Source organism: Kitasatospora sp. NBC_00070 (assembly GCF_045041205.1).
Classification (GTDB): domain Bacteria; phylum Actinomycetota; class Actinomycetes; order Streptomycetales; family Streptomycetaceae; genus Kitasatospora.
Genome location: NZ_CP108247.1, coordinates 2,390,524 through 2,415,845, shown reverse-complemented (window position 1 = coordinate 2,415,845; position 25,322 = coordinate 2,390,524). Strand labels below are relative to the sequence as shown.

Genomic DNA, 25,322 nt, shown 5'->3' with positions numbered 1-25,322 from the left:
ACCTCCGGGCCACTCACCTCTGGAAAGGCCGGGCGGCGGGTGACCGACCGGCTGGATACCTCCAGCCTGCGCCGATCACCCGCCGCCTGCGCGTCCGGGCCGGGTGGAGCGGGGTCAGAGCAGCCGGACCGGCAGCACCGGCAGGGCCACCTCGGGGTCGTCCAGGCAGATCCCGGTCCGTAGGTCGAAGGTCTGCTTGTACATCGGGGAGGCGACCGTGGGGACGCCGTCCACGCTGCCGGTGATGCCGTCGGCGATCACGTCTGCGCCGGAGAACGGGTCCCGGTTGCCGACCGCGTGCAGGGCCCCGGCGGGGGTGCGGAACACCGCCGCCTGCTCGCCCTCGGGGAGCAGCGCCGCCACCCCGCAGGAGGGTTCGAGGTCGTCGTACGAGCAGACGGTGACCCACTCGCCGGACGTGCTGCGGACCTGGACCTGCTCGGTGCGGTTCATCGGTGCTCCTGGAGGGAGGGGGCGGGGGAGTCGAGGAAGGCGACCGACTCGTCGGGGGAGTTCACGAAGGGGGCGAAGGCGCGCAGCTTGGCCGGGTCGGCCAGCACGGCCTGCCACTCGTCCCGGTAGGCGGCCACGTGCCGGTCGGCCGCCGCCTCCAGCTCGGCGGCCAGGCCCTCGGCGTCGTCCACCACGATCCGGCGGACGTGGTCGAGGCCCAGCCGCTCCAGCCAGGCGGCGGTGCGCTCCAGCCGCTCGCCGGTGCGGGCGTAGTACATCAGGAAGCGGTCGGTCAGCCGGAGCAGCTGCTCGGCGGAGAGGTCGGCGGCCAGCAGGTCGGCGTGCCGGGGGTTGGTGCCGCCGTTGCCGCCGACGTAGAGGTTCCAGCCGTTGGCGGTGGCGATCACGCCGATGTCCTTGCCCCGGGCCTCGGCGCACTCGCGCAGGCAGCCGGAGACCCCGCCCTTGACCTTGTGCGGGGTGCGCAGGCCCCGGTAGCGCAGCTCCAGGTCGATCGCCAGCTGCACCGAGTCGCCCTGGCCGAACCGGCACCAGCGGCTGCCCACGCAGGACTTCACGGTGCGCAGCGACTTCCCGTACGCGTGGCCGGACTCGAAGCCCGCGTCCACCAACCGCCGCCAGATCGACGGCAGTTGCTCCGCCCGGGCGCCGAACAGGTCGATCCGCTGGCCGCCGGTGATCTTCGTATAGAGGCCGAAGTCCCGGGCCACCTCACCGATCACGATCAGCTGCTCCGGCGTCAGCTCGCCGCCGGGGATGCGCGGCACGACCGAGTAGCTGCCGTCCTTCTGCAGGTTGGCCAGGTAGCGGTCGTTGCTGTCCTGGAGGCCGCGCTGCCCGGGGTCGAGGATGTGGGTGAGGCCCAACTCCGGCCCCAGGGTGGCCAGCAGCGAGCCGACCAGCGGCTTGCAGACCGCGCAGCCGTCCTCGCCGCCGGTGCCGTGCGCGGCCAGCACCGCCGCGAAGGAGGTCAGCCGCCCGGCCCGGACCGCCTCGTACAGCTCGGACCTGGAGAGGTCGAAGTGCTCGCAGAGGCCGCGCCGGGGTTGGACGCCGAACCCGTCCAGCAGCGACTGCAGGGTGCCCGCGCAGCCGCCGCAGCCGGTGCCGGCCCTGGTGCAGCTCTTGATCCCGGCCAGGTCGGTCACGCCGTCGGCGACGGCGGCCCGGACGGCGCCCTTGCTGACGTTGTGACAGCTGCACACCACCGCCTCGTCCGGCAGCAGCTCCGCTCCGGCCGGGGCCTCGGCGCCGACCGGGAGCAGGAAGCTCTCCGGGGCGGCGGGCAGCGGCCGTTCGGTGCCGGCGTGCGGCTTGAGCAGCCCGTACGCGGCGGCGTCGCCGACCAGGATGCCGCCGAGCAGCCGGCCGTCGGCGCCCAGCACCAGCTTCTTGTAGACGCCCGAGCGGGAGTCGGAGAACTGCACCTCGACCCGCTGGCCGTCGGCCGAGAACGGGTCGCCGAAGCTCGCCACGTCCGCGCCGAGCAGCTTGAGTTTGGTGTCGGTGTCGGTGCCCTCGAAGGCCGACTCGCCCGTACCGTGCAGCTGTTCGGCCACCACCCGGGCCATCTGGTAGCCGGGGGCGACCAGTCCGTAGACCTGGCCGTCGCAGGTCTGGGCGCACTCGCCGACCGCGTACACGGCCGGGTCGGTGGTCCGGCACCAGCGGTCCACCGCCACCCCGCCCCGGTCGCCGACCAGCAGCCCGGCCTCCCGGGCCAGCCGGTCGCGCGGGCGGACCCCGGCGGAGAAGACCACCAGATCGGCCTCGACCAGGTGACCGTCGCTGAGCCGCAGGCCCTGGGCGGTGCCGTCGGCGTCGGTCTCCACCCGCTGGGCGCCGACGCCGGTGTGCACGCCGATGCCCATGCCCTCGATCGCGCCGCGCAGCGCGGCCGCGCCGCCCTCGTCCAGTTGGAGCGGCATCAGCCGGGGCGCGAACTCGACCACCCGGGTGCGCAGTCCGAGGCTGCGCAGGGCCCCGGCCGCCTCCAGGCCGAGCAGTCCGCCGCCGACCACCACGCCGGTGCGGGCTCCGCCCGCGTAGGCGGTGATCGCATCCACGTCGTCCAGCGTGCGGTAGGTGAAGCAGCCGGAGCTGTCGGCGCCCGGGACCGGGGGCACGAAGGGGTAGGAGCCGGTGGCCAGCACCAGGGCGTCGTACGCCACGGTGCGGCCGCTCGCGGTGGTGACGGTGCGGCGGGCGGCGTCCAGTGCGGTGACCGGGTCGCCGAGTCGCAGGTCGATGCCGTGCCGGTCGAGGAAGTCGGCTGCGGGGAGGGTGAGTTCCTCGGCGGAGGTGCCGGTGAACCGGGCCGACAGGTGCACCCGGTCGTAGGCCGGGCGGCGCTCCTCCGCCAGCACCACGGCCCGCCAGGCGCCGTCGAAGGCCCCGCGTTCGGCCAGCTCCTCCAGCAGGCGCTGGCCCACCATGCCGTGTCCGACGACGACCAGGGTCCTAGTCATGACAGTGCTCCTCATCGACCGCGCGGCCGGTGCCGCTCAATACCGACGCTAGTTCGGCGCGGGTCGGGGCTGAACGAGTAAAAGGCCCCAGCAGAAGGGACCTTGGTCCCGCATGGCTCGCCAGGGCGGGGAGAGGGGCCCGGCCGCGGCGGACCTTCGGCCCGGCCGCCGGTGGCCTCGGGCAGGTCCGGACCCACCGTCACGCTGCCTAGCGTGGAGGGTGACAAGGGAGGAGCCGATGACCATCTTCGCGCCGGCGCTCGAACCGGGACCACTGCCCACGGCCGGACGGCCCACCCCGCCGTTGGTGCTCGCGGTGCACGGCAGCGCGGCGCCCGAGGCGGCCCGCACCGTCGGCCGGCTCCGGGCCGGGCTGGCCGGGCTGATCGGGGCCGAGCCGTTGCTCGGCCATCTCGACGTGCAGTCGCCCTCGCTGGCCCGCGCGTTGGCGGCGGCGGGCGAGCGGGCCGTGGTGGTGCCGCTGCTGCTCGGTGACGGTTACCACCGCTCGGTCGATCTCCCCGCCGTGGTGGCGGCGGCCACCGGCCTGCGGGCGGTGGTCACGCCGGGGCTGAGCGGGGCGGCCGGCTCGCTCGGCCTGGCCCTGTACGGACGGCTGCGCGAGGCGGAGGAGCGGGCCGGCGGCCGGGCCGACGCGGTGGTGCTGGCGGCGGCCGGCTCCAGCCGCCCCGGTGGCAACCAGGGCGCGCTGGCCGCCACCGCCCGGCTGCGCGAACTGCTGGGCGGCGTACCGGTGGTGACCGCGTACTGTTCGGCCGCCGGGCCGACCGTGCCGGCGGCGCTGGCCACCCTCCGGGCCCAGGGCCACCGGCGGATCGCGGTCGCCACCCACCTGCTCGCCCCCGGACGGTTCACCGACGCGCTGGCGGACACGGCCGCCTGGGCCGTGTCCGCTCCGCTCGCCGACCACCCGCTGGTGGCCCGGATCGTGCTCCGTCGTTACGCGCTGGGCCGGTTGGAGCCGGCCCGGCCCTGACGGCCGGTCAGCCGCTGATGCTCGGCGCGCCGGTCTCGATGTGCCCGGTGAACCGCTGCGACCAGCTCGGGTCGGAGCTGACCGTGACCGTGAAGTCGTACCAACCGTTCTGGTACGCCACCGCGTTGAAGTAGTCGCTGGTGTTGCCGCCGGGCTGGACGGTGTACGCCCAGGGGCCGTCGCTGCGGTAGTTGTTCGGGGTGACCGTGAAGGTCACGGCGGCGGTGCCCGCGTTGGCCAGCCGGAACCAGAGCGCGGCCTTGCCGGTGTCGGGGGCGTTGGCGTACGAGGCGGTCACGCCGACCGTCTTGCCGGGCTTGGTGGCGTCGCCCTTGAAGCGGCGCAGGAAGCGGTTCGGGCCGGTCACGCTCAGGTCGTACGGGCCGTTGCCGAAGTTGGTGCCGCAGTTGAAGAAGTCGCTGGTGCTGCCGCCCGGGTCGACGGTGTACTGCCACGGCCCACCGCTCCGGTAGGCGTTCGCGTAGGCCGCGAAGTGGGTCGAACGGGTGGCCACGGCACCCTCGTTGGCCATCTTGATCCAGACCTTCATCACCCCGCCGGAGGCGAACTCCAGGTGGTCCAGGTTGGCGTTCGGCTGGTACGGCAGGGCGCGGGCCGGGCGGGTGCCGGCCTCCTGCAGCGGCAGGGCGTTGTTGGTCGGCGCCGGGTTGGGCAGCGGGCCGCAGGTGGACTGGCCGATCACGAAGGAGGTGTCCGGCAGCGCGGGCATCCCGTACACCGGGTTGGCGAAGTCGAAGGCGCCGGTCAGGTCACCGGTCACCTTGCGCCGCCAGACGCTGATGTTCGGGCAGGTGGCGGGCTTGCCGAGGGCGGCCGTCCAGCTCTCCAGGAAGCGCAGCACCGAGGTGTGGTCGAAGACCTCGGAGCTCACCCAACCACCGCGGCTCCAGGGCGAGATGGCCACCATCGGGACCCGGAAGCCGAGACCGATCGGCTGGCCGTTGTAGAACTCGCCGGCGGTGCCGGCCACCGGGACCGGCGGCGGGACGTGGTCGAAGAAGCCGTCGTTCTCGTCGTAGTTCAGGAACATCACGGTGGAGTTGAAGACCGCCGGGTCCGCGTTCAGCGCGTCCATCACCAGGTGCACGAAGTGCGCGCCGTCGTTCGGCGGCGCGTAGGGGTGCTCGGAGGAGGCTTCGTCGGCGACGATCCAGGAGACCTGCGGCAGGGTGCCGTTCAGCACGTCGGCACGGATCGCGGCGGCGATGTCCTCGGGGGTCTTGCCGGTCACCTTGGGCACCGAGCCCATGCCCTTGACCTTGAGCGGGCTGTTGGCCGGGGCGCTGGTGAACTGGGTGAAGTAGGCCAGGGCGTTGTCGCCGTAGTTGTCGGCGGCGTTCTGGTAGAGCTTCCAGCTCACTCCGGCGTTCTCCAGCGCCTCGGCGTAGGTCTGCCAGCGCAGGCCGGACTCGTCGCCGCCGTTGTAGGCCGGGCCGCCCGCCTTGCCGTCCGGGTCGATCTGGCCGCTCCAGTGGAAGGTGCGGTTCGGTCCGGTGGCGCTCAGCGTGGAGGAGAAGTAGGCGTCGCAGACCGTCCAGTTGTCGGCCAGCGCGTAGTGGAACGGGATGTCCTTGCGGTTCAGGTAACCCAGCGCCCGGACACTGGACTTGGCGGCCACCCAGTTGTCCATCCTGCCGGTGTTCCAGGCGCTGTGCTGGTCGTTCCAGGAGTGCGCGAGGTCGCCGTTGCACTGGGCCAGCCGGTCCGGGGTCTGGCCGCCCGCCGGGTTGGTGGCGCTGAACAGCCACGGGTACTGGCGGCCGGTGCCGTTCGGCTGGTTGAAGACGCTGTGCCCGCCGGGGATCTGGATCGCGGCCCGGTCGGCGAAGCCCCGGACGCCCTTGAGCATGCCGAAGTAGTGGTCGAAGCTGCGGTTCTCCTGCATCAGCACGACGATGTGCTTGGCGTCGGTGATCGTCCCGGTCGCGTCCAGACCGAGGGCGGCGGCCTCGGCCGTGCCCCCGGCCACGGTGGCCGTGCCGGCCACCGCCGCCCCGGCCGCCGCGCTCGCCGACAGTGCCATGAACTTCCTACGACTCAGCTCGGACATCCCGCCTGCCCGTCCCTTCGATAGCGATGTTGTGCACACACGTTGTGTCCACGCCATCGTTCAGGCGGCATCTTTGTGCAGGTCCGGGCTCGGGTCCAGGACTTTCCACGAAGGCTTGTTGGATTGTTCAACGCTGATTCGCGGAGCGAAGGCCGGATGAACGGCCGGGGCTCAGTCCCGCACGACGATCCCCAGCGCCTGGGCGAACTGCGGCGCCAGCTCGAAGAGTTGGGTGGTGCCGAGGATCGCGCCGCGCAGCCCGTCCGGTCCGTCGGCCAGTCCGAGGTGGGTGGCGCCGCGCAGGTCGACCTGGCGGAGGGTGGCCCCGCCGAGCCGGACCTCCTCCAGGGTGGAGCCGGGGAAGGAGAGCTCGGTCAGCTTGGCGCCGCCGAAGTCGACGTCCCGCAGCAGGCAGTCCTCGAAGACCACGTCGCGCAGGGTGGCGCCGCGCAGGTTGACCGCCTCCAGCTTGCACTGCCGGAACACCACCCGGCGGACCGCCGAGCCGTAGGCGGTCAGCCCGGCCAGCACGGTGCCGACGAAGCCGCTGTCCTGCCACTCGCTCTCCGCGCAGTCCACCGCGACCCAGCGGCTGCCCTGCACCCAGACCTCGTTGAACCGGGCCTGCCGGAGCTTGGCGCCGCTCAGCTGCACGCCGGTGAAGGCGCACTCCAGGAAGGTCGCGCCGTTCCCCGGGCCCGCCAGCTCCGGGCCCTCGAAGTGCACGGTGTCGTACCGCTCGTCCCGCCGGAGCGGGCCGGTGTGCGGGGTGAGCAGGTGCGCGTACGGCAGATCGGCGAGCTGGTCGGGGACGGACGGCATGCGGGGGCTCCAGACGTAGCGGGTCCGCCCATCCTCACATTCCGGACTGACGGGAGTGCAGCGTCACCCCGACCGCCACGGCCGCCGCACAGACCAGCCCGGTGGCGAGCACGCCCGACTCGCCGAGCAGCGTGCAGGCGAGCACGACCACCGCGGTGACCGGGAGCAGCAGCACCTGGGCCGGGCCACGCTTGTCGTGCCGGGAGTGCAGCAGCCAGACCGTGAACAGGTAGAGCGCGGTCGGCACGGTGACGGCCGCGGTGGCCGGCACCGCCCCGATGTGCGCCTCGCCGGTGGCGTACTCGATCGCGACCTCCATGCCGGCGCCGATCGCCGCCGCCGAGCCGAGCACCAGGTAGTGGCCGTAGCCCCAGAGGAAGGACCGCCGGTTCGAGGTGAGCAGGTGGTGCACCGGACGGGCGAAGTAGATCCACCAGGCGGCGAAGCAGATCAGGATGCCACCGGCGGCGAGCGGGATCAGCTCGCCGAGCGCCTCGTGCTCGTCGAGCGCGGCCTGCATCGCCAGGGTGGCGGCGGAGACCGTCTCGCCGAGCACGATCAGGGTGAACAGGCCGTACCGCTCGGCGATGTGGTGCGGGTGCCAGGTGCTCTGGGTGTGCAGCTCGGCCAGCGCGGGCACCGAGAGCTCGGCCACGATGCCGAGCGGCAGCACCCAGACCCGGGCGCTCTCCGGCACCAGCAGTGCCAGGCCCCAGCCGACCTGGCAGACCGTGATGCCGGCCGCGTAGCGCAGCGCCATGGTGCGCGCCCCGCCGCTCTCGCAGGAGGCCGCGCGCAGCCACTGGGTGACCATGGCGAGGCGCATCACCACGTAGCCGACCACCGACAGGGTGAGGTCCTGGTCGGCGAAGATCCGGGGCACCCCGGCGGCCAGGATCAGCACGCCGGTGATCTGCACCAGGGTGGTCACCCGGTACGGCACGTCGTCCACGTCGTAGGCGGAGGCGAACCAGCTGAAGTTCATCCAGGCCCACCAGATCGCGAAGAACGCGAACGCGTAGCTGTAGAGCCCGTGGCCGAGGTGGCCCGCCGCCAGGTCGTGCGCGAGCTGGGAGCCGGCCTGGGCGACGGCCACCACGAAGCAGAGGTCGAAGAAGAGTTCCAGGGGAGTGGCGGCCCGATGGTTCTCCGCCTTGCTCCGGGGTGCCATCCGGCGGAACGGTGCCGGGTCGGTCGGAACGGCCTGATCGCTGGTCATGCTGCGATCCTGACACCCCGTCACCCCTGGCGCACGGTACCACCACGGCACGCCTATATATCCGATTTACGCCCGTTCTGCCCGTCGTCAGCGAGAGTTGACGGCGCAGTGCGCGAACCGGGTGACAGCGAACGGGTCCCCGGGCGTGCCCCGCCGGTGCTGTTCGGCGTGTCCGCTCCGACCGGCTAGATTCCTCGGCAGTGCAACGACGACGCGGGCGGTCTGCGAGCAACGCGGAAGGTCAAGGCCGGTGGCGGTACACGGGGGCGGGTTCGCCGCCTCCCCGTGCCGCCGGTCTCGTGATCACCGCGCTGCTCGTCAGTGCCGTCCGGCGTCCGTCAGCCCGTTCCGTTCAGGGGGTTCAGGGGGTCACTTCTCCCAGCCGACCGAGGTGATGACGGTGTCGGCCAGGCTTCCCGCGCCGAAGTTGGCCAGTCCCTTGCGGACCGCCACGATGCTCGGGCGCTGGTAGAGCTCGTAGGTGTGGCCGAGCTCCCAGATCTGCGCGTCGGCCTTGTTGTAGAGCTTGGCCGCCTCGGTCGGGTCGAGGGTGGCGGCGGCGGTGCGCAGCAGCTCGTCGATCTCCGGCGTGGCCAGCTTGGAGTAGTTCCCGAACACGTTGTCGCCCTGCGGCGCACGGAAGTTGGTCACCCCGGCGGAGAGCGGGAAGGAGCCGGTGTTCCGCCAGCTGGCCAGGTCGAACTTGCCCTGGTTGACGTACTTGCCGAAGTACTCCTTGCTCGGCACCTTGTCGACGGTGAGCTTCACGCCGACCTGCTGGAGCATGTTCTGCACCGCGGTGGCCATGTCGATCTGGGCCTGGGCCGAGCCGTCGCTCAGCACGAAGTGCAGCTCCAGCGGCCGGCCGTCCTTGGTGCGCGGCTGGCCGGCCGCCGCTTCCTTCCAACCCGCCTTGTCCAGAAGGTCCTTGGCGCCCGCGACGTTGTACTTGACCCAGTCGCCGGAGTTGTCCTGGTAACCGTTCTGGTTGGTCATGAAGAGGTGGTTGCCGAGCGGCTTGAACTCCACCGGCACGCCCTGGTTGACGATCTTGATCAGTGCGGCCCGGTCCAGCGCCAGCCCGAGCGCCTGCCGGACGGGCTTGTCGGCCAGCGCCCCGTTGCCGCCGAAGGAGAGGTGCACCTCGTCCCACGGGGTGCCGGTCCGGATCACGCCGTCCTTGGCGTCCTTGAGCTGGCCGTACGCGGTGGCGCTGCCCGCCGAGGCGTAGTCCACCTCGTTGTTGAGGAACGCCTGGGTGATCGCCGGGGTGGCCAGCACCCGGTAGGTGATCTTGTCCAGCTTGGGCTTCGGGCCCCACCAGTCCGGGTTCGGCACCAGGGTGATGGTCTGCGCGGTCTTGTCGATGGTGCCGACCTTGAACGGCCCGCCGACGATCGGCACCTGCTCGATCCAGCCCTGGTTGAACGCCTCCGGGGTGGCGATGCCGGCCGCCGGGATCAGCGGGTTGAACAGGTTCTGCCAGTCGGCGTACGGCTTGTCGAAGGTGACCTTCACCTCCTGGGCGTCGGCGCCCTGCTCGACCGAGGAGATCTGCTCGTAGCCGGAGGAGTCGGCGATGTTGTAGGCCGGGTTCTTGCCGTTGGTGGCCTCCCAGACCGCCTTGAAGTCGGCCACGCCGATCTGCTTGCCGTCCGACCACTTGGCCTTCGGGTTGATCTTGTAGGTGATCACCTGCGGCGACTTGGAGGTCACCTCGGCCGAGGTGAGGTACTCCGGCACCGGCTTGAAGACGCCCTTGGCGTCGGTCCGGAACAGCTTGGCCTGGGTGTAGTACATGATCTCGACCGCGTCGCCGTACCGGCCGTCCACCTGGTACGGGTTCCACTGGGTGATCCACTGCTGGAGCGGTGGCCGGAACTCGCCGCCGTCCTTGATTCTGTCCAGCGGCTGCGGGTTGTTGTCCTCGGCGTCCTGGGTCGGCACCACGTTCTTGGCCACGTCACCCGAGCCCGAGCCGGCCGAGCTGCACCCGGTGACGGCCAGCGCCAGTGCGATGGCGAGGACGGCGGTGCGGCGCAGGCCGCGGGCGGTGGTGAAGGCGTCCATCAGGGGTTCCCCCGGGAAGAGTTGGTGGCCGCCAGGTGTGGCGGCGCTTGAGCATGGGCAGCCAAGTCGGTGTCCGGCCGAGCCGAACGTAACAGCGGATCAGTTCACGTACCAGGGGGTCTTGTTCACATCTGATCGAATCGAAACGGGCCGCAACACTGTGGCAACACGCCGTCAGTAACCCGCTGAAACACTCTGACCTGCTGCTTCGCCGACCGGGTGGAGCGGTGTGCGTCAGGACTCTGGACGGCCGACCGGTCATGCCGTAGAACTGCTGCGCGCGAAGCTGCTCCAAAGACCCCTAGAGCGAAGGCAATTCGTCATGCTGACCAGGTGTACGAACCTCCGGACCGGCGGTGCGGGGTGATCCGGTACCTGGCCAAACGCCTGGGCTACTACGTGGTGCTGCTGATCGTCGCGGTCTTCCTGGCGTACGCCCTCTCCAGCACCGCGCTCGGGCCGCGCAGCTACTTCGAGGCCAAGCAGCCCCGGCCCTCCGCCGCCTCGGTGGACCGGCAGTTGACCGCGCTGAACATCAACGACCGCACCCCTGTGGTCGAACGCTTCGGTACCTGGGCCGACGGCCTGCTGCTGCACGCCGACCTCGGCCGGACCATCCACGACACCGCGGTGAACGAGGAGTTCGGCCGGCGGATCTGGGTCTCGCTCCGGCTGCTGCTGGTCGGCAGCCTGCTCGGCATGGTGCTCGGCGTGGCGGTCGGCGCCTGGGGTGCGGTGCGGCAGTACCGCTTCTCCGACCGGGCCAGCACGCTGGCCTCCTTCGTGCTGCTCTCCACCCCGGTCTTCCTGCTCGCGCTGCTGCTGAAGAACGGCGCGATCGCCGCCAAGGACGCGGCCGGCCACGAGGTGATCCCGTTCACCGGCTACGAGACCCCGGGGCTGGCCGGTGGGCTCGGCGCCCACCTGGCCGACTGGGGGCTCCACCTGCTGCTGCCCACCATGTCGCTGGCGCTCGGCGGGATCGCGGTCTACAGCCGCTACCAGCGCGCCACCATGCTCGACGTGCTCGGCTCCGACTACCTGCGGACCGCCGAGGCCAAGGGGCTGACCAGGAACCGGGCGCTGGTGAAGCACGGGCTGCGCACCGCGGTGATCCCGATGGCCACCATGTTCGCCTACAGCTTCCTGGGCATCTTCACCGGCGCGGCCTTCACCGAGACCATCTTCGGCTGGCACGGCATGGGGGAGTGGTTCATCCAGGCGATCAACGAGCAGGACATCAACTCGGTGGTCGCGGTCAACCTGTTCGCCGCCGTGGTGGTGCTGGCGTCCGGCTTCCTGGCCGACCTGCTGACCGCCGCCCTCGATCCCCGGGTCAGGTCCTGATGACTGCCGTCCTGCCGCTGCCCACCGCCGAACTCGCGGCCCCCACCGGACGGTTGCGCCTGGTCACCGGGCGCCTGCTGGCCGCCAAGGGGGTGCTGATCGGTGCGCTGACCGTGCTGCTGCTGTTCCTGCTGGCCTTCGTCGGCCCGTACCTGACGCCCTGGGACTATGCCACCCCCGACTACCTGGCGCTCCGCCAACCACCTTCCGGCGCGCACTGGTTCGGCACCAACGGACTTGGGCAGGACGTCTTCGCGCAGACCGTCCGAGGGCTGCAGAAGTCGCTGGTGATCGGCCTGCTGGTGGCGCTGTTCTCCACCGTGCTGGCCGGGCTGGTCGGCGCCTGCGCCGGGTACTTCGGCGGCTGGGCCGACCGGGCGCTGACCTTCCTGGTCGACCTGCTGCTGGTCTTCCCGAGCTTCCTGATCATCACCATCATCTCGCCCCGGCTCAAGGGCGCGGGCTGGATCGCCTTCGTGGTGCTGCTGGCCGCCTTCAACTGGATGATCACCGCCCGGGTGGTCCGCTCGATGGCCCGCTCGCTGCGCGAGCGCGAATTCGTCCGTGCCGCCCGGTTCATGGGCGTCCACCCGCTGCGGATCATCCTGCGGCACATCCTGCCCAACGTCGCCTCCTTCCTGATCACCGACGCCACCGTCGCGGTCGGCGGCGCCGTGATGAGCGAGGCGGCCCTCTCCTACTTCGGCTTCGGCGTCCGCGCCCCGGACGTCTCGCTCGGCACCCTGCTCGCCGCCGGGACGGACCAGGCGCCGGTCTTCCCCTGGCTGTTCTACTTCGCGGCCGGACTGCTGGTGCTGTTCGTGCTCGCCGTCAACCTGATCGGGGACGGCCTCCGGGACGCCCTCGACCCCACCTCCGGGAGCCGGCCGTGACCGCTGACCTGCTCGAAGTAACCGACCTGGCCGTGGACTTCGGCTCCCAGCCGGCCGTCCGGGGGGTCGACCTCGCGCTCCGCCGGGGCGAGACCCTGGGCATCGTCGGCGAGTCCGGTTCCGGGAAGTCGGTCACCGCGCTGGCGGTGCTCGGCCTGCTGCCCGGCAGCGCGCAGGTGCGGGGCTCGGTGAAGCTGGAAGGCCAGGAACTGGTCGGCCTGCCGGGCAAGGAGCTGGCCGGCCTGCGCGGGCGCAAGGTCGCGATGGTCTTCCAGGACCCGCTCTCCGCCTTCACCCCCGTCTACCGGATCGGCGACCAGATCGTCGAGGCGATCCGGATCCACCAGCGGCTGGACAAGCCGGCCGCCCGCAAGCGCGCGGCCGAACTGCTCGACCTGGTCGGCATCCCGGACCCGGCGCGCGCCCTGGACGCCTTCCCGCACGAGTTCTCCGGCGGGATGCGGCAGCGCGCGATGATCGCGATGGCGATCGCCAACGACCCCGACATCCTGCTCGCCGACGAGCCCACCACCGCGCTCGACGTCACCATCCAGGCCCAGGTGCTCGAAGTGCTGCGGACCGCGCAGCGGGAGACCGGCGCCGCGCTGGTGCTGGTCAGCCACGACCTCGGGGTGATCGCCGGGATGGCCGACCGGGTCGCGGTGATGTACGCGGGCCGGGTGGTGGAGACCGCTCCGGTGGACGAGCTGTTCGCCCACCCCAGGCACCCGTACACCCTCGGCCTGATCGGCGCCGTCCCCCGGCTGGACGCCGACGGCGGCCCGCTGGTCCCGATCCCCGGCCAGCCGCCCGCACTCGGCTGGACCGGCCCCGGCTGCCCGTTCGCCGACCGCTGCCCGTTGGTGCAGGACCGCTGCCGGACCGCCGAGCCCGAACTGACGGGAGCCGGTGACCACCTGGCCGCCTGCGTACGGGCCGACGAACTGGCCGAGACCCGGCCCCGGCCGCAGGACGTCTACCCGGTGCCGCCGCTGCCCGCCGCCGACCCGACACCCCGCGCGGAGCGTGAACCGGTGCTCCGGGTGACCGGGCTGACCAAGACCTTCCCGGTCCTGAAGGGCACCGTCTTCAAGCGCCGGGTCGGCTCGGTGTACGCCGTGGACGGGGTCGAGCTGGACCTCCGCCGGGGCGAGACGCTCGGTCTGGTGGGGGAGTCGGGGTCGGGCAAGTCGACCACGTTGTTCGAGCTGCTCGACCTCGGCAAGCCGGAAGGCGGCCGGATCGAACTGCTCGGCCAGGACACCGCGAAGCTCGACCGGGCCGGGGCGCACCGGCTGCGCGGCGAGGTGCAGATCGTCTTCCAGGACCCGATGGCCAGCCTCGACCCCCGGATGCCGATCGGTGACGTGATCGCCGAACCGCTGCTCGCCCAGGGCGCCGCCCGGGACCTGATCAACCGTCGGGTCCCCGAACTGCTCCGGCAGGTCGGCCTCGACCCCGCGTACGCCGCGCGCTACCCGCACCAGTTCTCCGGCGGGCAGCGGCAGCGGATCTCGATCGCCCGGGCCCTGGCGGTGCAGCCCCGGTTGCTGGTGCTGGACGAGCCGGTCTCCGCCCTGGACGTCTCGGTCCAGGCCGGGGTGCTCAACCTGCTCCAGCAGCTCAAGGCCGAACTGGGCCTGGCCTACCTGTTCGTCTCGCACGACCTCTCGGTGATCCGCCACCTCTGCGACCGGGTCAGCGTGATGTACCTCGGCCGCACCGTCGAGGCGGGCTCGGCCGCCGAGGTCTTCGCCCGCCCCCGGCACCCGTACACCCAGGCCCTGCTCTCGGCCGTCCCACTGCCCGACCCGGCGGCGGAACGAGCCCGCACCCGAGTCCTGCTCCCGGGCGACCCGCCGTCGCCGACGGAGCGGCGTACGGGCTGCGCGTTCCGCACCCGGTGCCCGCTGTACGCCACCCTGGACGTGGGCCGCCAGGCCCGCTGCGAAGGGGAGTCACCGGCTCTCGAGGACGGGGTCGCCTGCCACCACGCCTAGCACTTTTTTGCAGGGCCTCCAGCTGCACTCTCCAGGGGCTCGGGGCTCTGCTGATCTGCGGCTCCGCCGCGTGGGCGAGGAGATCTGGCGTTCGGGTCACTGCGAAAGTGCCTGGCCTCTTACGCACGGATCACCTTGTACGAGGCCGGCGTCGCCGTTCCCCGAGCCCCTGGAGAGTGCAACCGGAGGCCCTGCCAGAAGGATCAGGCCGCGCGGGGGAACCACGGGTCGCCGACCAGGCGGGGGCCCTCCGGGGTGTGCAGGGTGAGGACCTGGGGGGAGGTGGAGTACTCGGCGAGGGAGACGGCACCGTGGCGGGTCTCCAGGTCGGCCTCGACCCAGACCGGGAGTTTGCGGAGCTTGCGGCGGAGCAGCAACGCGTCCCGCCGGCTGAACGGCAGCGGGCTGCGGAGCAGCAGCCGGAGCGGGCTCTCGGGGGCGGTGACCGGGACGCCGGTGGCGAGTTCGCAGCCGACGGCGCCGATCGGGCCCCAGCTGAGGTTGTAGCCCTCGACCACCTCGGCGGCTGCGGGGAGCGCGGCGAGGGCCGGGATCAGCAGCCGGTCGGGGGACAACTGCTCCAGGCGGTCCGGGAGTTGTTCGGGCTTCAGGGAGACCGCGACGGCCGAACGAGGGGCGTAGCCGGTGGCCCGCTGCTCCAGCCGTGGGCCGCGCAGGGAGACCGGGACCCAGGATTCGGGGGCGGCCGAGGCGTCCCGGGTGCAGCGGACCCGGTCGGGCGCGAAGCCGGCCAGCACGGGGGCACGTCGGACGGTCACCCAGGGGTTGCCACGGAGCACGGACCGGGTCCAGTTCGGCATCGGCTCGCCGCCGGAGACCGTCTGTCGCAGGGAGCTGGGGCAGTGCAGCAGGAGCAGGTCGTGGGCGGTCGGCGCCCGGCCGTCCATCGCGGGGACCGGGCCGACCACCCGCCGTGGGCGGCCGGGGTGTTCGTCCTGCTCGCTGTCCCGGTGGCGGCGGCGGGGTGCTGCGGTGGTCATGGTTACCGTGCTCCTGCGTGAGAGGTGGTCAGATGGCGTTCAGGCCGTGGCCGGTGAAGACGGCGCGGGCGGTGGTGACCTGTTCGGGGGTCGGTGTGGGGGTGTCGGCGAGCGCGAAGTCCTGGCCCAGGGCCTCGTACTTGGCGGCGCCGAGTTTGTGGAAGGGGAGGATGTCGACGCGGGAGACGTTGCCGAGCGAGGCGGCGAAGCCGGCTACGCCCTCGACGTTCTCCACCGGGTCGGTCAGTCCCGGCACCAGCACGAACCGCACCCAGACCTCCTTGCCGAGGTCGGCGAGCCGCCGGGCGAAGTCCAGGGTCGGGTCCAACTGCCGCCCGGTGACCTTGCGGTAGAGCTCGCGGTCCCAGGACTTGATGTCGAGCAGGACGAGGTCGACGTCGGCGAGGAGGGCGTCGGTGGCGCGGGTGCCGAGGAAGCCGGAGGTGTCCAGGGCGGTGTGCAGGCCGAGTTCGTGCTTGAAGCGGTGGAACAGCTCGCCGGTGAAGACGGGTTGGAGCAGGGGTTCGCCGCCGCTGATGGTGGCGCCGCCGCCGGAGGCGCGGATGAACGTGGTGTACTTCACGGCTTCGGTGAGGACGTCGTCGGCGCTGGTGCGTTTGCCGTTGCGCATTTTCATGGTGTCGGGGTTGTGGCAGTAGAGGCAGTTCAGGGGGCAGCCGGCGAGGAAGGTGACGAAGCGGGTGCCGGGTCCGTCCACGCCGGTGGAGAGGTCCCAGGAGTGCACCGAACCCTCGATCGGCCGCCGGCTGGCGGCGCCGGCCGGGGTGGTGGCGCAGCTCTCGGTGAGCGGTTCCTCGGCCGTGGGGTCGGCGGGCGGGCCGACGGGGATGTCGGTTCCGAGCAGTACGGCCATGGCAGGACCTCCTGGGAAGGGCTCCCGGAGGGCGGCGCCGGAACGGTCGGGGACCGGCGCCGTCCTCCAAGTGGTGGCGGCTACAGCGAGCTGTGGAAGGTGCGGTTGAGGACGTCGAGTTGTTGTTCGCGGGTGAGGCGGACGAAGTTGACGGCGTAGCCGCTGACGCGGATGGTCAGCTGGGGGTAGTTCTCGGGGTGTTCCATGGCGTCGAGGAGGGTGTCGCGGTTGAGGACGTTGACGTTCATGTGGAAGCCGTTGGAAGCGATGTAGCCGTCGAGTACGCCGGCGAGGTTGGTGATGCGTTCGGCGGGGGTGCGGCCGAGGGCGTCGGGGGTGACGGTGTTGGTGAGTGAGATGCCGTCCTCGGCGTCCTGGTACGGGAGTTTGGCGACGGAGAGGGCGCTGGCGATGTAGCCGTGGCTGTCGCGGCCGTTCATGGGGTTGGCGCCGGGGGAGAAGGGTTCGCCGGTGCGGCGGCCGTCGGGGGTGTTGCCGGTCTTCTTGCCGTAGACGACGTTGGAGGTGATGGTGAGCACGGACTGGGTGTGTTCGGCGCCGCGGTAGGTGGGGTGTTTGCGGATCTTGCGCATGAACTCCTCGACCAGCCAGACGGCGATCTCGTCGGCGCGGTCGTCGTTGTTGCCGTAGGCGGGGTAGTCGCCTTCGATGAGGTAGTCGGTGACCAGGCCGGTGTCGTCGCGGACGGGGGTGACCTTGGCGTACTTGATGGCGGCGAGGGAGTCGGCGGCGACGGAGAGGCCGGCGATGCCGCAGGCCATGGTGCGGCGGATGTCGCGGTCGTGCAGGGCCATCTCGATGCGTTCGTAGGCGTACTTGTCGTGCATGAAGTGGATGACGTTCAGTGCGTGCACGTACGTCTGGGCGAGCCATTCCATCTGCTGGTCGAAGCGGGCCAGCACCTCGTCGTAGTCCAGCACGTCGGAGGTGATCGGGCCGGATGCGGGGCCGACCTGGGCGCCGGACTTCTCGTCGCGGCCGCCGTTGACCGCGTAGAGGAGGGTCTTGGCGAGGTTGACGCGGGCGCCGAAGAACTGCATCTGCTTGCCGACGGCCATCGCGGAGACGCAGCAGGCGATGGCGGTGTCGTCGCCGAAGCGCGGGCGCATCAGTTCGTCCGACTCGTACTGCACGCTGGAGGTGTCGATCGACACCTGGGCGCAGAACTCCTTGAATCCCTGGGGTAGTTGCGGGGACCAGAAGACGGTCATGTTCGGTTCGGGGGCGGGGCCGAGGTTGTAGAGGGTCTGGAGGTAGCGGAAGGAGCTGCGGGTGACCAGTGGGCGGCCGTCCTGGCCGATGCCGCCGATGGACTCGGTCACCCAGGTCGGGTCGCCGGAGAACAGTTCGTCGTATTCGGGGGTGCGCAGGAAGCGTACGATCCGCAGTTTGATGATGAAGTCGTCGACCAGTTCCTGGGCCGTCTGCTCGGTCAGCAGTCCGCTGTCGATGTCGCGTTGGAGGTAGACGTCGATGAAGGTGGAGGTCCGGCCCAGTGACATCGCGGCGCCGTTCTGCTCCTTGACCGCTGCCAGGTAGGCGAAGTACAGCCACTGGATCGCCTGGCGGCCGGTGCCGGCCGGGCCGGAGATGTCGTGGCCGTAGGAGGCGGCCATCTGCTTGAGTTCGCCCAGCGAGCGGATCTGCTCGGCGAGTTCCTCCCGCTCCCGGATGGTCTCCTCCAGCAGGGCCGGGTCGCCGGGCATCGCGTCCAGCCCGGCCTTCTCCGCCAGTTTGGCCTCGATCAGCCGGTCCACCCCGTAGAGGGCGACCCGGCGGTAGTCGCCGATGATCCGCCCCCGCCCGTACGCGTCGGGCAGGCCGGTGACGATGCCGGCCTTGCGGGCGGCCCGGATGTCGGGGGTGTAGGCGTCGAACACGCCCGCGTTGTGGGTCTTGCGGTACTGCGTGAACACCTTCTCCAGCTCCGCCGACACCGGGTAGCCGTACGTCTCCAGCGCGCCGGCCACCATCCGCCAGCCGCCGTAGGGCATGATCGCCCGCTTCAACGGCGCGTCCGTCTGCAGACCCACGATCAGGTCCAGCTCCCGGTCGATCCACCCCGGCGCGTGCGCCGTGATCGTCGACGGGACGTCGTATGCCACGTCCAGGACGCCCTTGGCTCGCTCCTGCGGGAACAGGTCGGTGATCTTCTCCCACACCGCCGTGGTCCGCCCGGTCGGGCCCGCCAGGAAGGAACTGTCACCCAGGTAGGGGGTGTAGTTCTGCTGGATGAAGTCCCGGACGTCGATGGCATCCCGCCACAACCCGCCCTTGAAACCCTCCCAGGCCCCGCCCCGCGTCTTCTCGATGTGCTGGGTGCTCATGGTGTGCTGCTCCCGCTCTTCGTGGTTCCGAGCCCTACGCCTACATTGTGAAACGATTCACAAAGTCACATGGGCTCGGAAAGTCCTGATTCGAATGGACCTTCGTCCCGGCTCAGATGTGGTCCCCGTAGTAGGCCTGGCGCATGAGTTGCTGCATGTCGGCGAGCATCGGCATCCGGGGGTTGGCCGGGGCGCACTGGTCCTCGTAGGCGTACATCGCCTGCTGCGGGAGGGCGTCCAGGAAGGCGCTCTCGTCGACGCCGGCGTTCTTGAAGGACTGCGGGATGCCGACCCTGTCGCGCAGCTGCTCCACCGCGTGGGCCAGTGATTCGACGCCCTGCTCGGGGGTGTCGGCGGGCAGGCCGAGCATCCTGGCGATCTGCTGGAAGCGCTCGGGGGCGACGTAGCTCTGGTACTTGGGCCAGCTGGTCACCTTGGAGGGGGCGGCGCCGTTGTAGCGGATCACGTGCGGCAGCAGGATGGCGTTGGTGCGGCCGTGCGCGACGTGGAAGGTGGCGCCCAGGGTGTGTGCCATGGCGTGGACGATGCCCAGGAACGCGGAGCCGAAGGCCATTCCGGCGATGGTGCCGGCGTTGTGCATCTTCTCCCGCGCCACCGGGTTGTCCGGCCCGTTGGCCACGGCCTCCTCGAGGTTGTCGAAGACCAGCCGGATGCCCTGCAGGGCCAGGCCGTCGGTGAAGTCGTTGGCGTAGACCGACACGTAGGTCTCGATGCAGTGGGTGAGGGCGTCGAAGCCGGAGTCGGCGGTCACCGCCTTCGGCAGGTGCGTGGTCAGTGCCGGGTCGCAGATCGCCACGCTGGGGGTGAGCGCGTAGTCCGCCAGCGGGTACTTCTGGCCGGTCTCCGAGTCGGTGATCACCGCGAACGGGGTGACCTCCGAGCCGGTGCCCGAGGTGGTCGGGATGCACACCAGCTTGGCCTTCTCCCCCAGGTCGGGGAAGGTGAAGGCGCGCTTGCGGATGTCGAAGAACTTCTCCTTCAGGTCCGCGAACACCGTCTCGGGGTGCTCGTACATCAGCCACATCACCTTGGCCGCGTCCATCGGCGACCCGCCGCCCAGCGCGATGATGGTGTCCGGCCGGAAGCCGCGCATCAGCTCCGCGCCCTTGTCCACCGTGTCGATGCTCGGGTTCGGCTCCACGAAGTCGATCACCCGGATCTCCACCGGCTCGGACCGCCGGTTCAGCACCGACCGGACCCGCTCCAGGTGCCCGATCTCCACCATCGTCCTGTCGGTCACGATCACCACCCTGCGCGCACCGCGCATGTCCGCCAGGTACTTGATGGAGTTGCGCTCGAAGAACACCTTCGGCGGGATCTTGAACCACTGCATGTTCGTGTTGCGCCGCCCGATCCGCTTGATGTTCACCAGGTTCAGCGCGGTGACGTTCCCCGACACCGAGTTCGCCCCGTAACTGCCGCACCCCAGCGTCAACGACGGCATGAACGCGTTGTAGACGTCCCCGATCCCGCCCTGCGAACTCGGCGCGTTCCAGATGATCCGGCACGCCTTCACCGCATGCCCGAACTCCTCCGCGAACGCCTCGTCCTCCGTGTGCACCGCCGCCGAGTGCCCCAGACCGTTGAACTCCACCATCTCGGTGGCCAGCCTCAGCCCCTGCTTGCGGGTGTCCGCCTTCAGCACCGCGAGCACCGGGCAGAGCTTCTCCCGCGTCAACGGCTCCTCGGGCCCCACGAAGTCCACCTCCGCCAGGATGATCGAGGTGTCCGCCGGCACCTCGAAACCGGCCGCCTCGGCGATCGCCACCGGGGACTGCCCCACCACGGCCGCGTTCAGCTTGGCGCCCGCACAGTTGCGGTCCTCGCCGACCCCGAAGACGTACTGCTCCAGCAGCGCCTTCTCGGCCTTGCTGGCCAGGTGCGCCTTGAGCTTGCGGAACTCGCCGAGCGCCGGGCCGTAGATCTCCTGGTCCAGGATCACGGCCTGCTCGGAGGCGCAGATCATCCCGTTGTCGAAGGACTTGGAGACCACCACGTCGTTGACCGCGCGCTTGAGGTTCGCGCTCTTCTCGATGTACGCGGGCACATTGCCCGCACCCACCCCCAGGGCCGGCTTCCCGCAGCTGTACGCCGCCTTCACCATCGCGTTCCCACCCGTGGCCAGGATGGTCGCCACCCCCGGATGGTTCATCAACGCACCCGTCGCCTCCATCGACGGCACCTCGATCCACTGCACGCAGTGCGCCGGAGCACCCGCCGCCACCGCCGCGTCCCGCACGATCCGCGCCGCCTCCGCCGAACACCGCTGCGCGGCCGGATGGAAACCGAACACGATCGGATTGCGGGTCTTCAACGCCACCAACGCCTTGAAGATGGTGGTGGAGGTCGGGTTGGTCACCGGAGTCACCCCCGCCACCACACCCACCGGCTCCGCGATCTCCACGATCCCGTCGATGTCGTCCCGCCGGATCACCCCCACCGTCTTCATGTCCGCCATCGAGTGCGTGACATGCTCGCAGGCGAAGACGTTCTTGACGGCCTTGTCCTCGAACACCCCCCGCCCGGTCTCCTCCACCGCCAGCACCGCCAACCGGGTGTGCGCGGCCAACGCCGCCAACGACGCCTTCTTGACGATGTGGTCGACCTTCTCCTGCGTGAACCCCGCGTACTCCCCCAGGGCCTTCAGGCCGTTGCCGACCAGAACGTCCACGGCTGTGGCGGCCTCGGAGGGGACAGGGGTCTCGGTTGCTACGGCTTGCTGGCGGGCCATCTCGCTCACCTCGGAGAACGGTGCTGCGTGGCGCTCCGGCGGCGCTGCCGGTAGCGGCTGACAGCTCCACCCTCCGTCCGGAGCGGATGAGTCGGCCATGGGCCTACGATCGGAGTTACGGGGGACCAAAGGCCCAACGGCCCGGAGCCGTAAGGGCTGAGAGAAGGACGGCCGCGACCGCTCCCGTTCGGCTGTACGAGTGAGCGGACCGCCCCGGGGTGCGGACCGCCGCGGCCGGTGGAAGATTGGTGGCAGCCCGTCATCCGACCGATCGGAGGAGGAGACATGGGCATTCTGGACAGACTCCGCCACAAGGGCCAGGAGACCGCCGACCCGGTGGAGCGGCAGCGGCTCGCCCACGACGAGGCGGCCGACGCCTTCCCCGACACCGCCGCACGCAGCGCCATGCACCGGGCGGAGCCCACCGAGGAGGACCGTCGGGCGGCCGAGGAGATGACCGCCGAGGGCGATCCCTGGGACTGAGGGCACACCGAAGGGGCGCATCCGTCAACGGATGCGCCCCTTCGGCACGCCCGGCTCAGCGCGGCGGCAGTGGCGGGCGGCGCAGGTCGGGCCGGGGCGCGTCCGGCGGCGGGGGCGTGGCCGCCGGGTGCTCGGCCAGCAGCTCCAGCGCCAGCCGGACGGCCGCCTCCAGCTCGGTGTGCAGCGAGGCCGCCCACTCGTGCGGGCCGCGCACCACCCGGACGTCCGGTGCCACGCCGTGGTTCTCCACCGACCAGCCGATGCCGCCGGTGAACCAGGAGGCGTTCTTCGGCACCGAGATCTGGGTGCCGTCGCCCAGGGTGTGACGGCCGGTCATCCCGACCACCCCGCCCCAGGTCCGGCTGCCCACCACCGGGCCCAGGCCGAGCAGCTTGATGGCGGTGATGATCACGTCGCCGTCCGAGCTGGTGGCGTGGTCGGCCAGCGCCACCACCGGGCCGCGCGGTGCGTCCTTCGGGTAGCGGACCGGGTGCCGGCCCCGGCTGTGGTCCCAGGCCAGCACCCGGCGGCTGAGTTTCTCCAGGACCAGTTCGGAGACGTTGCCGCCGGCGTTCCCCCGGACATCCAACACCAGGGCGGGGTGGTCGAGTTCGCGTCGGAGGTCGCGGTTGAACTGGGCCCAGCCGGAGCCGCCGAGATCCGGGATGTGCAGGTAGCCGCACCGGCCGTCGCTCAACTCCCGTACCAGGCTGCGCCGTCGGGTCACCCAGTCCTGGTAGCGGATCGGCCGCTCGTCGGTCAGCGGGGTGACCGCGATCCGGCGCAGGGTGCCGTCGGCGGCGGTCCTGAAGGTGAGCTCGACGGTGGTGCCGCCGGTGCCCGCGAGCAGCGGGGCGGGGCCGGCCGGCAGCTCGGGCGGGCGGCCGGAGACCGCCACGAACTCGTCGCCGTCGCGCAGCCCGTAGCCCGCCAGCGGGGCGCGGGCGCGCGGGTCGGAGGACTCGCCGGGCAGGATCCGGTCGACCAGCCAACGGCCGTCCGGGGCCCGGTGGAGGTCGGCGCCGAGCAGGCCGAGCGGCTGCCCGGCCGGGGCCGGGCCCTCGCCGCGCCGGGACGGCGAGACGTACGCGTGCGAGGTGCCGAGCTCGCCGAGCAGCTCCCGGAGCAGGTCGGCGAAGTCGTCGGGGCTGGCCACCCGGTCCACCAACGGGGCGTACTGCTCGACCAGTCCGGGCCAGTCCAGGCCGCACATCCCGGCGTCCCAGAACTGGTCCCGGACGATCCGGGCCGCCTCGTGGTACGCCTGCCGCCACTCCTCGGCCGGGTGCACGGTGTGCGTGATCCGGCGCAGGTCGACGGTCAACGGCTGGCTTCCGGAGGGGAGTTGGAGCAGGCGCAGGGTGCCGGCCGAGAACACCAGGACCGAGCGGCCGTCGCCGGAGACCGAGTAGCCGTCCAGTTGCTCGGCGACCGTGCTGCGGGTGCCCTGGGCCAGGTCGAAGTACTCCAGCGCCGGGCGGCCCGAGGTGTCGGCCGGGTTGGCGAAGGTCTGGCCGAGCGCGCCCGCGATCGGCCAGCGCAGCCAGAGCAGGCCGCCCCGGGCGGCGGCGGTGGCCGAGTACTTGGAGGCGATCACCGGGAACGGGACCAGCCGGGTGGACAGGCCCTGCGGGTCCACCGTCACGGTGCCGTCGCCGCCGCTCTGCTCCGGGTCCAGGCCGACCGGGGGCCGTCCCTCGGCCGGGGCGGCGAAGGGTGACGGGGTGTCGGCGGCCAGCGGCACCAGGTACGGGCGGCAGCCGAGCGGGAAGGACAGGTCGCCGGTGTGCACGTCGTGCACCGGGTCGAAGCCGCGCCAGGAGAGGAAGACCAGGAACCGGCCGTCCCGGGTGAAGACCGGGTGCTCGTCCTCGAACCGGCCGCCGGTCACGTCGATGGTGTGGGTCGGATCGGCCACCCGGGCCAGCTGGATCGAGCGCAGCGAGCGGCCCGCCACCGGCTGGGACCAGGCCAGCCACTGCGAGTCCGGCGAGAACGCCGGGCTGCCGATCGGCCCGTAGCGGGAGCCGGCCGCCTCGGTGACGGTGCCGTCCGCGGAGGACACCAGCAGCAGCCGGCCGTCCGAGGAGACCACCGCCAGGGTCTGCCCGTCGGGTGCGGCGGTCAGCTCCAGCACCCGGCCGAGCCGCCCGGCGGCGATCCGGCGCGGCGGGGTGTCGGGCCCGGACCGGCCCGGGACGGCGGCCAGCTCGATCGCGTCGGCGCCCTCCGCGTCGGTGATCCAGGCGAGCTGCCCGCCGTGGCCGAGCAGCACCGGCAGCCTGGTCCGCACGCCGGGGGTGTCGGCCAGCACCCGGGCCGGGCCGTCCCGGTGGGCCAGCCAGTACAGGCTGCCGCGCACCGTGATCGCGCTGGCCCGGCCGGTGGTGTCGCAGGCGAGGTCCTTGACCTGACTGGCCGTCGGCACCTGGTACGGGCGGCGGCCCGAGCGCGAGCCGCCGAGCGGGACGTCCAGCCTGCGCGGGTGCGGGTGGTCCAGGCTGTCCAGCAGCCAGAGGTCGCCCGCGTGCTGGTAGACGATCCGGGTGCCGTCGCTCGCCGCCTCGCGGGCGTAGTACGCGGCGTGGTCGGTGTGCCGGCGCAGGCCGGTGCCGTCCAGGCGGCAGGAGTAGAGGTTGCCGACGCCTTCGTGGTCGGAGAGGAAGGCGATCCTCGGGTCATGGGGTGGGCCGACCGGCATCGGGGAGGCCAGGTGGCCGGGGTGGTCGGGGAGCAGCTGGGTGGTGCCGAGCCAGAGCCGGCCGGTGGCGCCGCCCCGGTAGCGCTTCCAGGCGGCGGGTTCGTGCGGGGCGGTGGCGGTGAGCAGCACGGTGTGCTCGGCGTCCTGCTGGGCGTCGCCGACCGGGCCCCAGGGCATCCGCCGTCCCGGGGAGCCGTCCGGGGGCAGTGCCCAGGCCCAGGTGTAGTGGGCGAACGGCTCGTGGTACGAGGTCACGGCGAGCACCTCGCCGTCCGGCAGCCAGCCGCGCACCCGGGTGTCCTGGCTGCCCCAGTGGGTGAGCCGGGTGGCCTGGCCGCCGTCCGAAGGGGCGGTCCACACCTCGGGGATGACGGTGAGCCAGCTGGTCCAGGCGACCGTGGCGCCGTCCGGGGAGAGCCGCGGGTGGCTGACCCGGGTGCGGTCGCAGCTCACCCGCCAGGCCCGGCCGACGGTGCCGTCCGCGGCCAGCGGGGCGGCCCAGACGTCGTCCTCGGCGGTGAAGGTGAGCAGGCCGCCGCGCAGGTGCGGGTACCTGAGATAGCCGGGCTCGGTCACCCCTTCATGCAACGGGCGACCCGGGCGGGTCGCAACTCGGACGGACCGTCAGATCGGCCCACCCGCTCGGCCGGACGTGGCGGCGCTCCCGCAGGCGGCGTTGCTGGTTCAGACCATTGACACCCGCAGGCCGGAAACGGTTCAGTGGTCCAGTCCAATCAGGCTCCCCACACCGCGCCTTTCCCCGAGGCGAGTTGGACGACCCCCACAGATCGAGGCAGGAGCA

General features: G+C 71.6%; 16 protein-coding genes. 5 read left to right on the top strand and 11 right to left on the bottom strand.

The window, feature by feature from the left end; genetic code table 11:
• Window positions 1-114: 114 nt before the first annotated feature.
• Both nirD and nirB read right to left on the bottom strand, forming a co-directional pair.
• The gene (gene nirD / locus OHV05_RS11080) at window positions 115-453 is read right to left on the bottom strand and encodes a nitrite reductase small subunit NirD (protein ID WP_405017525.1); all 339 of its coding nucleotides are present in this window, start codon (window positions 451-453) and stop codon (window positions 115-117) included.
• Window positions 450-2,942, bottom strand: coding sequence for a nitrite reductase large subunit NirB (gene nirB, locus OHV05_RS11075; RefSeq protein WP_405017524.1), 2,493 nt, complete (start codon window positions 2,940-2,942; stop codon window positions 450-452). Before nirB ends, nirD begins: the two co-directional genes overlap by 4 nt.
• A 238-nt stretch (window positions 2,943-3,180) precedes the next feature.
• On the opposite strand from nirB, the gene OHV05_RS11070 reads away from it, so the two are divergent.
• Window positions 3,181-3,939: a sirohydrochlorin chelatase gene (locus OHV05_RS11070; protein ID WP_405017523.1), complete on the top strand. Its 759-nt coding sequence runs from the start codon at window positions 3,181-3,183 to the stop codon at window positions 3,937-3,939.
• Between the two features lie 7 nt (window positions 3,940-3,946).
• Here the strand turns inward: OHV05_RS11070 and OHV05_RS11065 are convergent, their stop codons facing one another.
• The 4 genes from OHV05_RS11065 to OHV05_RS11050 form a co-directional block, all read right to left on the bottom strand.
• On the bottom strand, window positions 3,947-6,010 hold the full coding sequence (locus tag OHV05_RS11065) for a phosphocholine-specific phospholipase C (RefSeq protein ID WP_405017522.1): 2,064 nt from the start codon (window positions 6,008-6,010) through the stop codon (window positions 3,947-3,949).
• 171 nt (window positions 6,011-6,181) lie between these two features.
• Window positions 6,182-6,832: a pentapeptide repeat-containing protein gene (locus OHV05_RS11060; protein WP_405017521.1), complete on the bottom strand. Its 651-nt coding sequence runs from the start codon at window positions 6,830-6,832 to the stop codon at window positions 6,182-6,184.
• A 34-nt stretch (window positions 6,833-6,866) separates the two neighbouring features.
• Window positions 6,867-8,051, bottom strand: a complete 1,185-nt coding sequence (locus OHV05_RS11055; RefSeq protein WP_405017520.1) for a low temperature requirement protein A — start codon at window positions 8,049-8,051, stop codon at window positions 6,867-6,869.
• Between the two features lie 369 nt (window positions 8,052-8,420).
• Window positions 8,421-10,121: an ABC transporter family substrate-binding protein gene (locus OHV05_RS11050; RefSeq protein WP_405017519.1), complete on the bottom strand. Its 1,701-nt coding sequence runs from the start codon at window positions 10,119-10,121 to the stop codon at window positions 8,421-8,423.
• Window positions 10,122-10,484: 363 nt separating this feature from the next.
• Here OHV05_RS11050 and OHV05_RS11045 point away from each other — a divergent pair, with 363 nt between their 5' ends.
• From OHV05_RS11045 to OHV05_RS11035, 3 genes are read left to right on the top strand one after another with little or no spacing between them, the layout of a single operon-like run.
• Window positions 10,485-11,468: an ABC transporter permease gene (locus OHV05_RS11045; protein WP_403040538.1), complete on the top strand. Its 984-nt coding sequence runs from the start codon at window positions 10,485-10,487 to the stop codon at window positions 11,466-11,468.
• Window positions 11,468-12,361 carry an ABC transporter permease gene (locus OHV05_RS11040; protein WP_405017518.1) on the top strand — a complete coding sequence of 298 codons (894 nt, stop codon included), beginning with the start codon at window positions 11,468-11,470 and terminating at the stop codon, window positions 12,359-12,361. The genes OHV05_RS11045 and OHV05_RS11040 overlap by 1 nt, the downstream gene beginning before the upstream one ends.
• A complete protein-coding gene (locus OHV05_RS11035) occupies window positions 12,358-14,361 on the top strand; it encodes a dipeptide ABC transporter ATP-binding protein (protein ID WP_405017517.1) in 2,004 nt (667 codons plus the stop codon). The genes OHV05_RS11040 and OHV05_RS11035 overlap by 4 nt, the downstream gene beginning before the upstream one ends.
• A gap of 203 nt (window positions 14,362-14,564) precedes the next feature.
• On the opposite strand, the gene OHV05_RS11030 is transcribed toward OHV05_RS11035, so the two are convergent.
• The 4 genes from OHV05_RS11030 to adhE all read right to left on the bottom strand — a co-directional run bounded on the left by OHV05_RS11030 (window position 14,565) and on the right by adhE (window position 21,336).
• Entirely contained in the window at window positions 14,565-15,362 is a 798-nt protein-coding gene (locus OHV05_RS11030; protein WP_405017516.1) for a phosphoribosyl-dephospho-CoA transferase MdcG domain-containing protein, read from the bottom strand.
• Window positions 15,363-15,390: 28 nt separating this feature from the next.
• The gene (gene pflA / locus OHV05_RS11025) at window positions 15,391-16,236 is read right to left on the bottom strand and encodes a pyruvate formate-lyase-activating protein (RefSeq protein WP_405017515.1); all 846 of its coding nucleotides are present in this window, start codon (window positions 16,234-16,236) and stop codon (window positions 15,391-15,393) included.
• Between the two features lie 80 nt (window positions 16,237-16,316).
• Complete coding sequence (pflB, locus tag OHV05_RS11020) at window positions 16,317-18,584, bottom strand: formate C-acetyltransferase (protein ID WP_405015789.1); 2,268 nt, start codon at window positions 18,582-18,584, stop codon at window positions 16,317-16,319.
• A gap of 112 nt (window positions 18,585-18,696) precedes the next feature.
• A complete protein-coding gene (gene adhE, locus OHV05_RS11015) occupies window positions 18,697-21,336 on the bottom strand; it encodes a bifunctional acetaldehyde-CoA/alcohol dehydrogenase (RefSeq protein WP_405021430.1) in 2,640 nt (879 codons plus the stop codon).
• Window positions 21,337-21,621: 285 nt separating this feature from the next.
• On the opposite strand from adhE, the gene OHV05_RS11010 reads away from it, so the two are divergent.
• Window positions 21,622-21,819 carry a hypothetical protein gene (locus tag OHV05_RS11010; protein WP_403040417.1) on the top strand — a complete coding sequence of 66 codons (198 nt, stop codon included), beginning with the start codon at window positions 21,622-21,624 and terminating at the stop codon, window positions 21,817-21,819.
• Between the two features lie 55 nt (window positions 21,820-21,874).
• Here OHV05_RS11010 and OHV05_RS11005 read toward each other — a convergent pair whose 3' ends face one another.
• On the bottom strand, window positions 21,875-25,096 hold the full coding sequence (locus OHV05_RS11005; protein ID WP_405017514.1) for a S41 family peptidase: 3,222 nt from the start codon (window positions 25,094-25,096) through the stop codon (window positions 21,875-21,877).
• Between the last annotated feature and the right edge of the window lie 226 nt (window positions 25,097-25,322).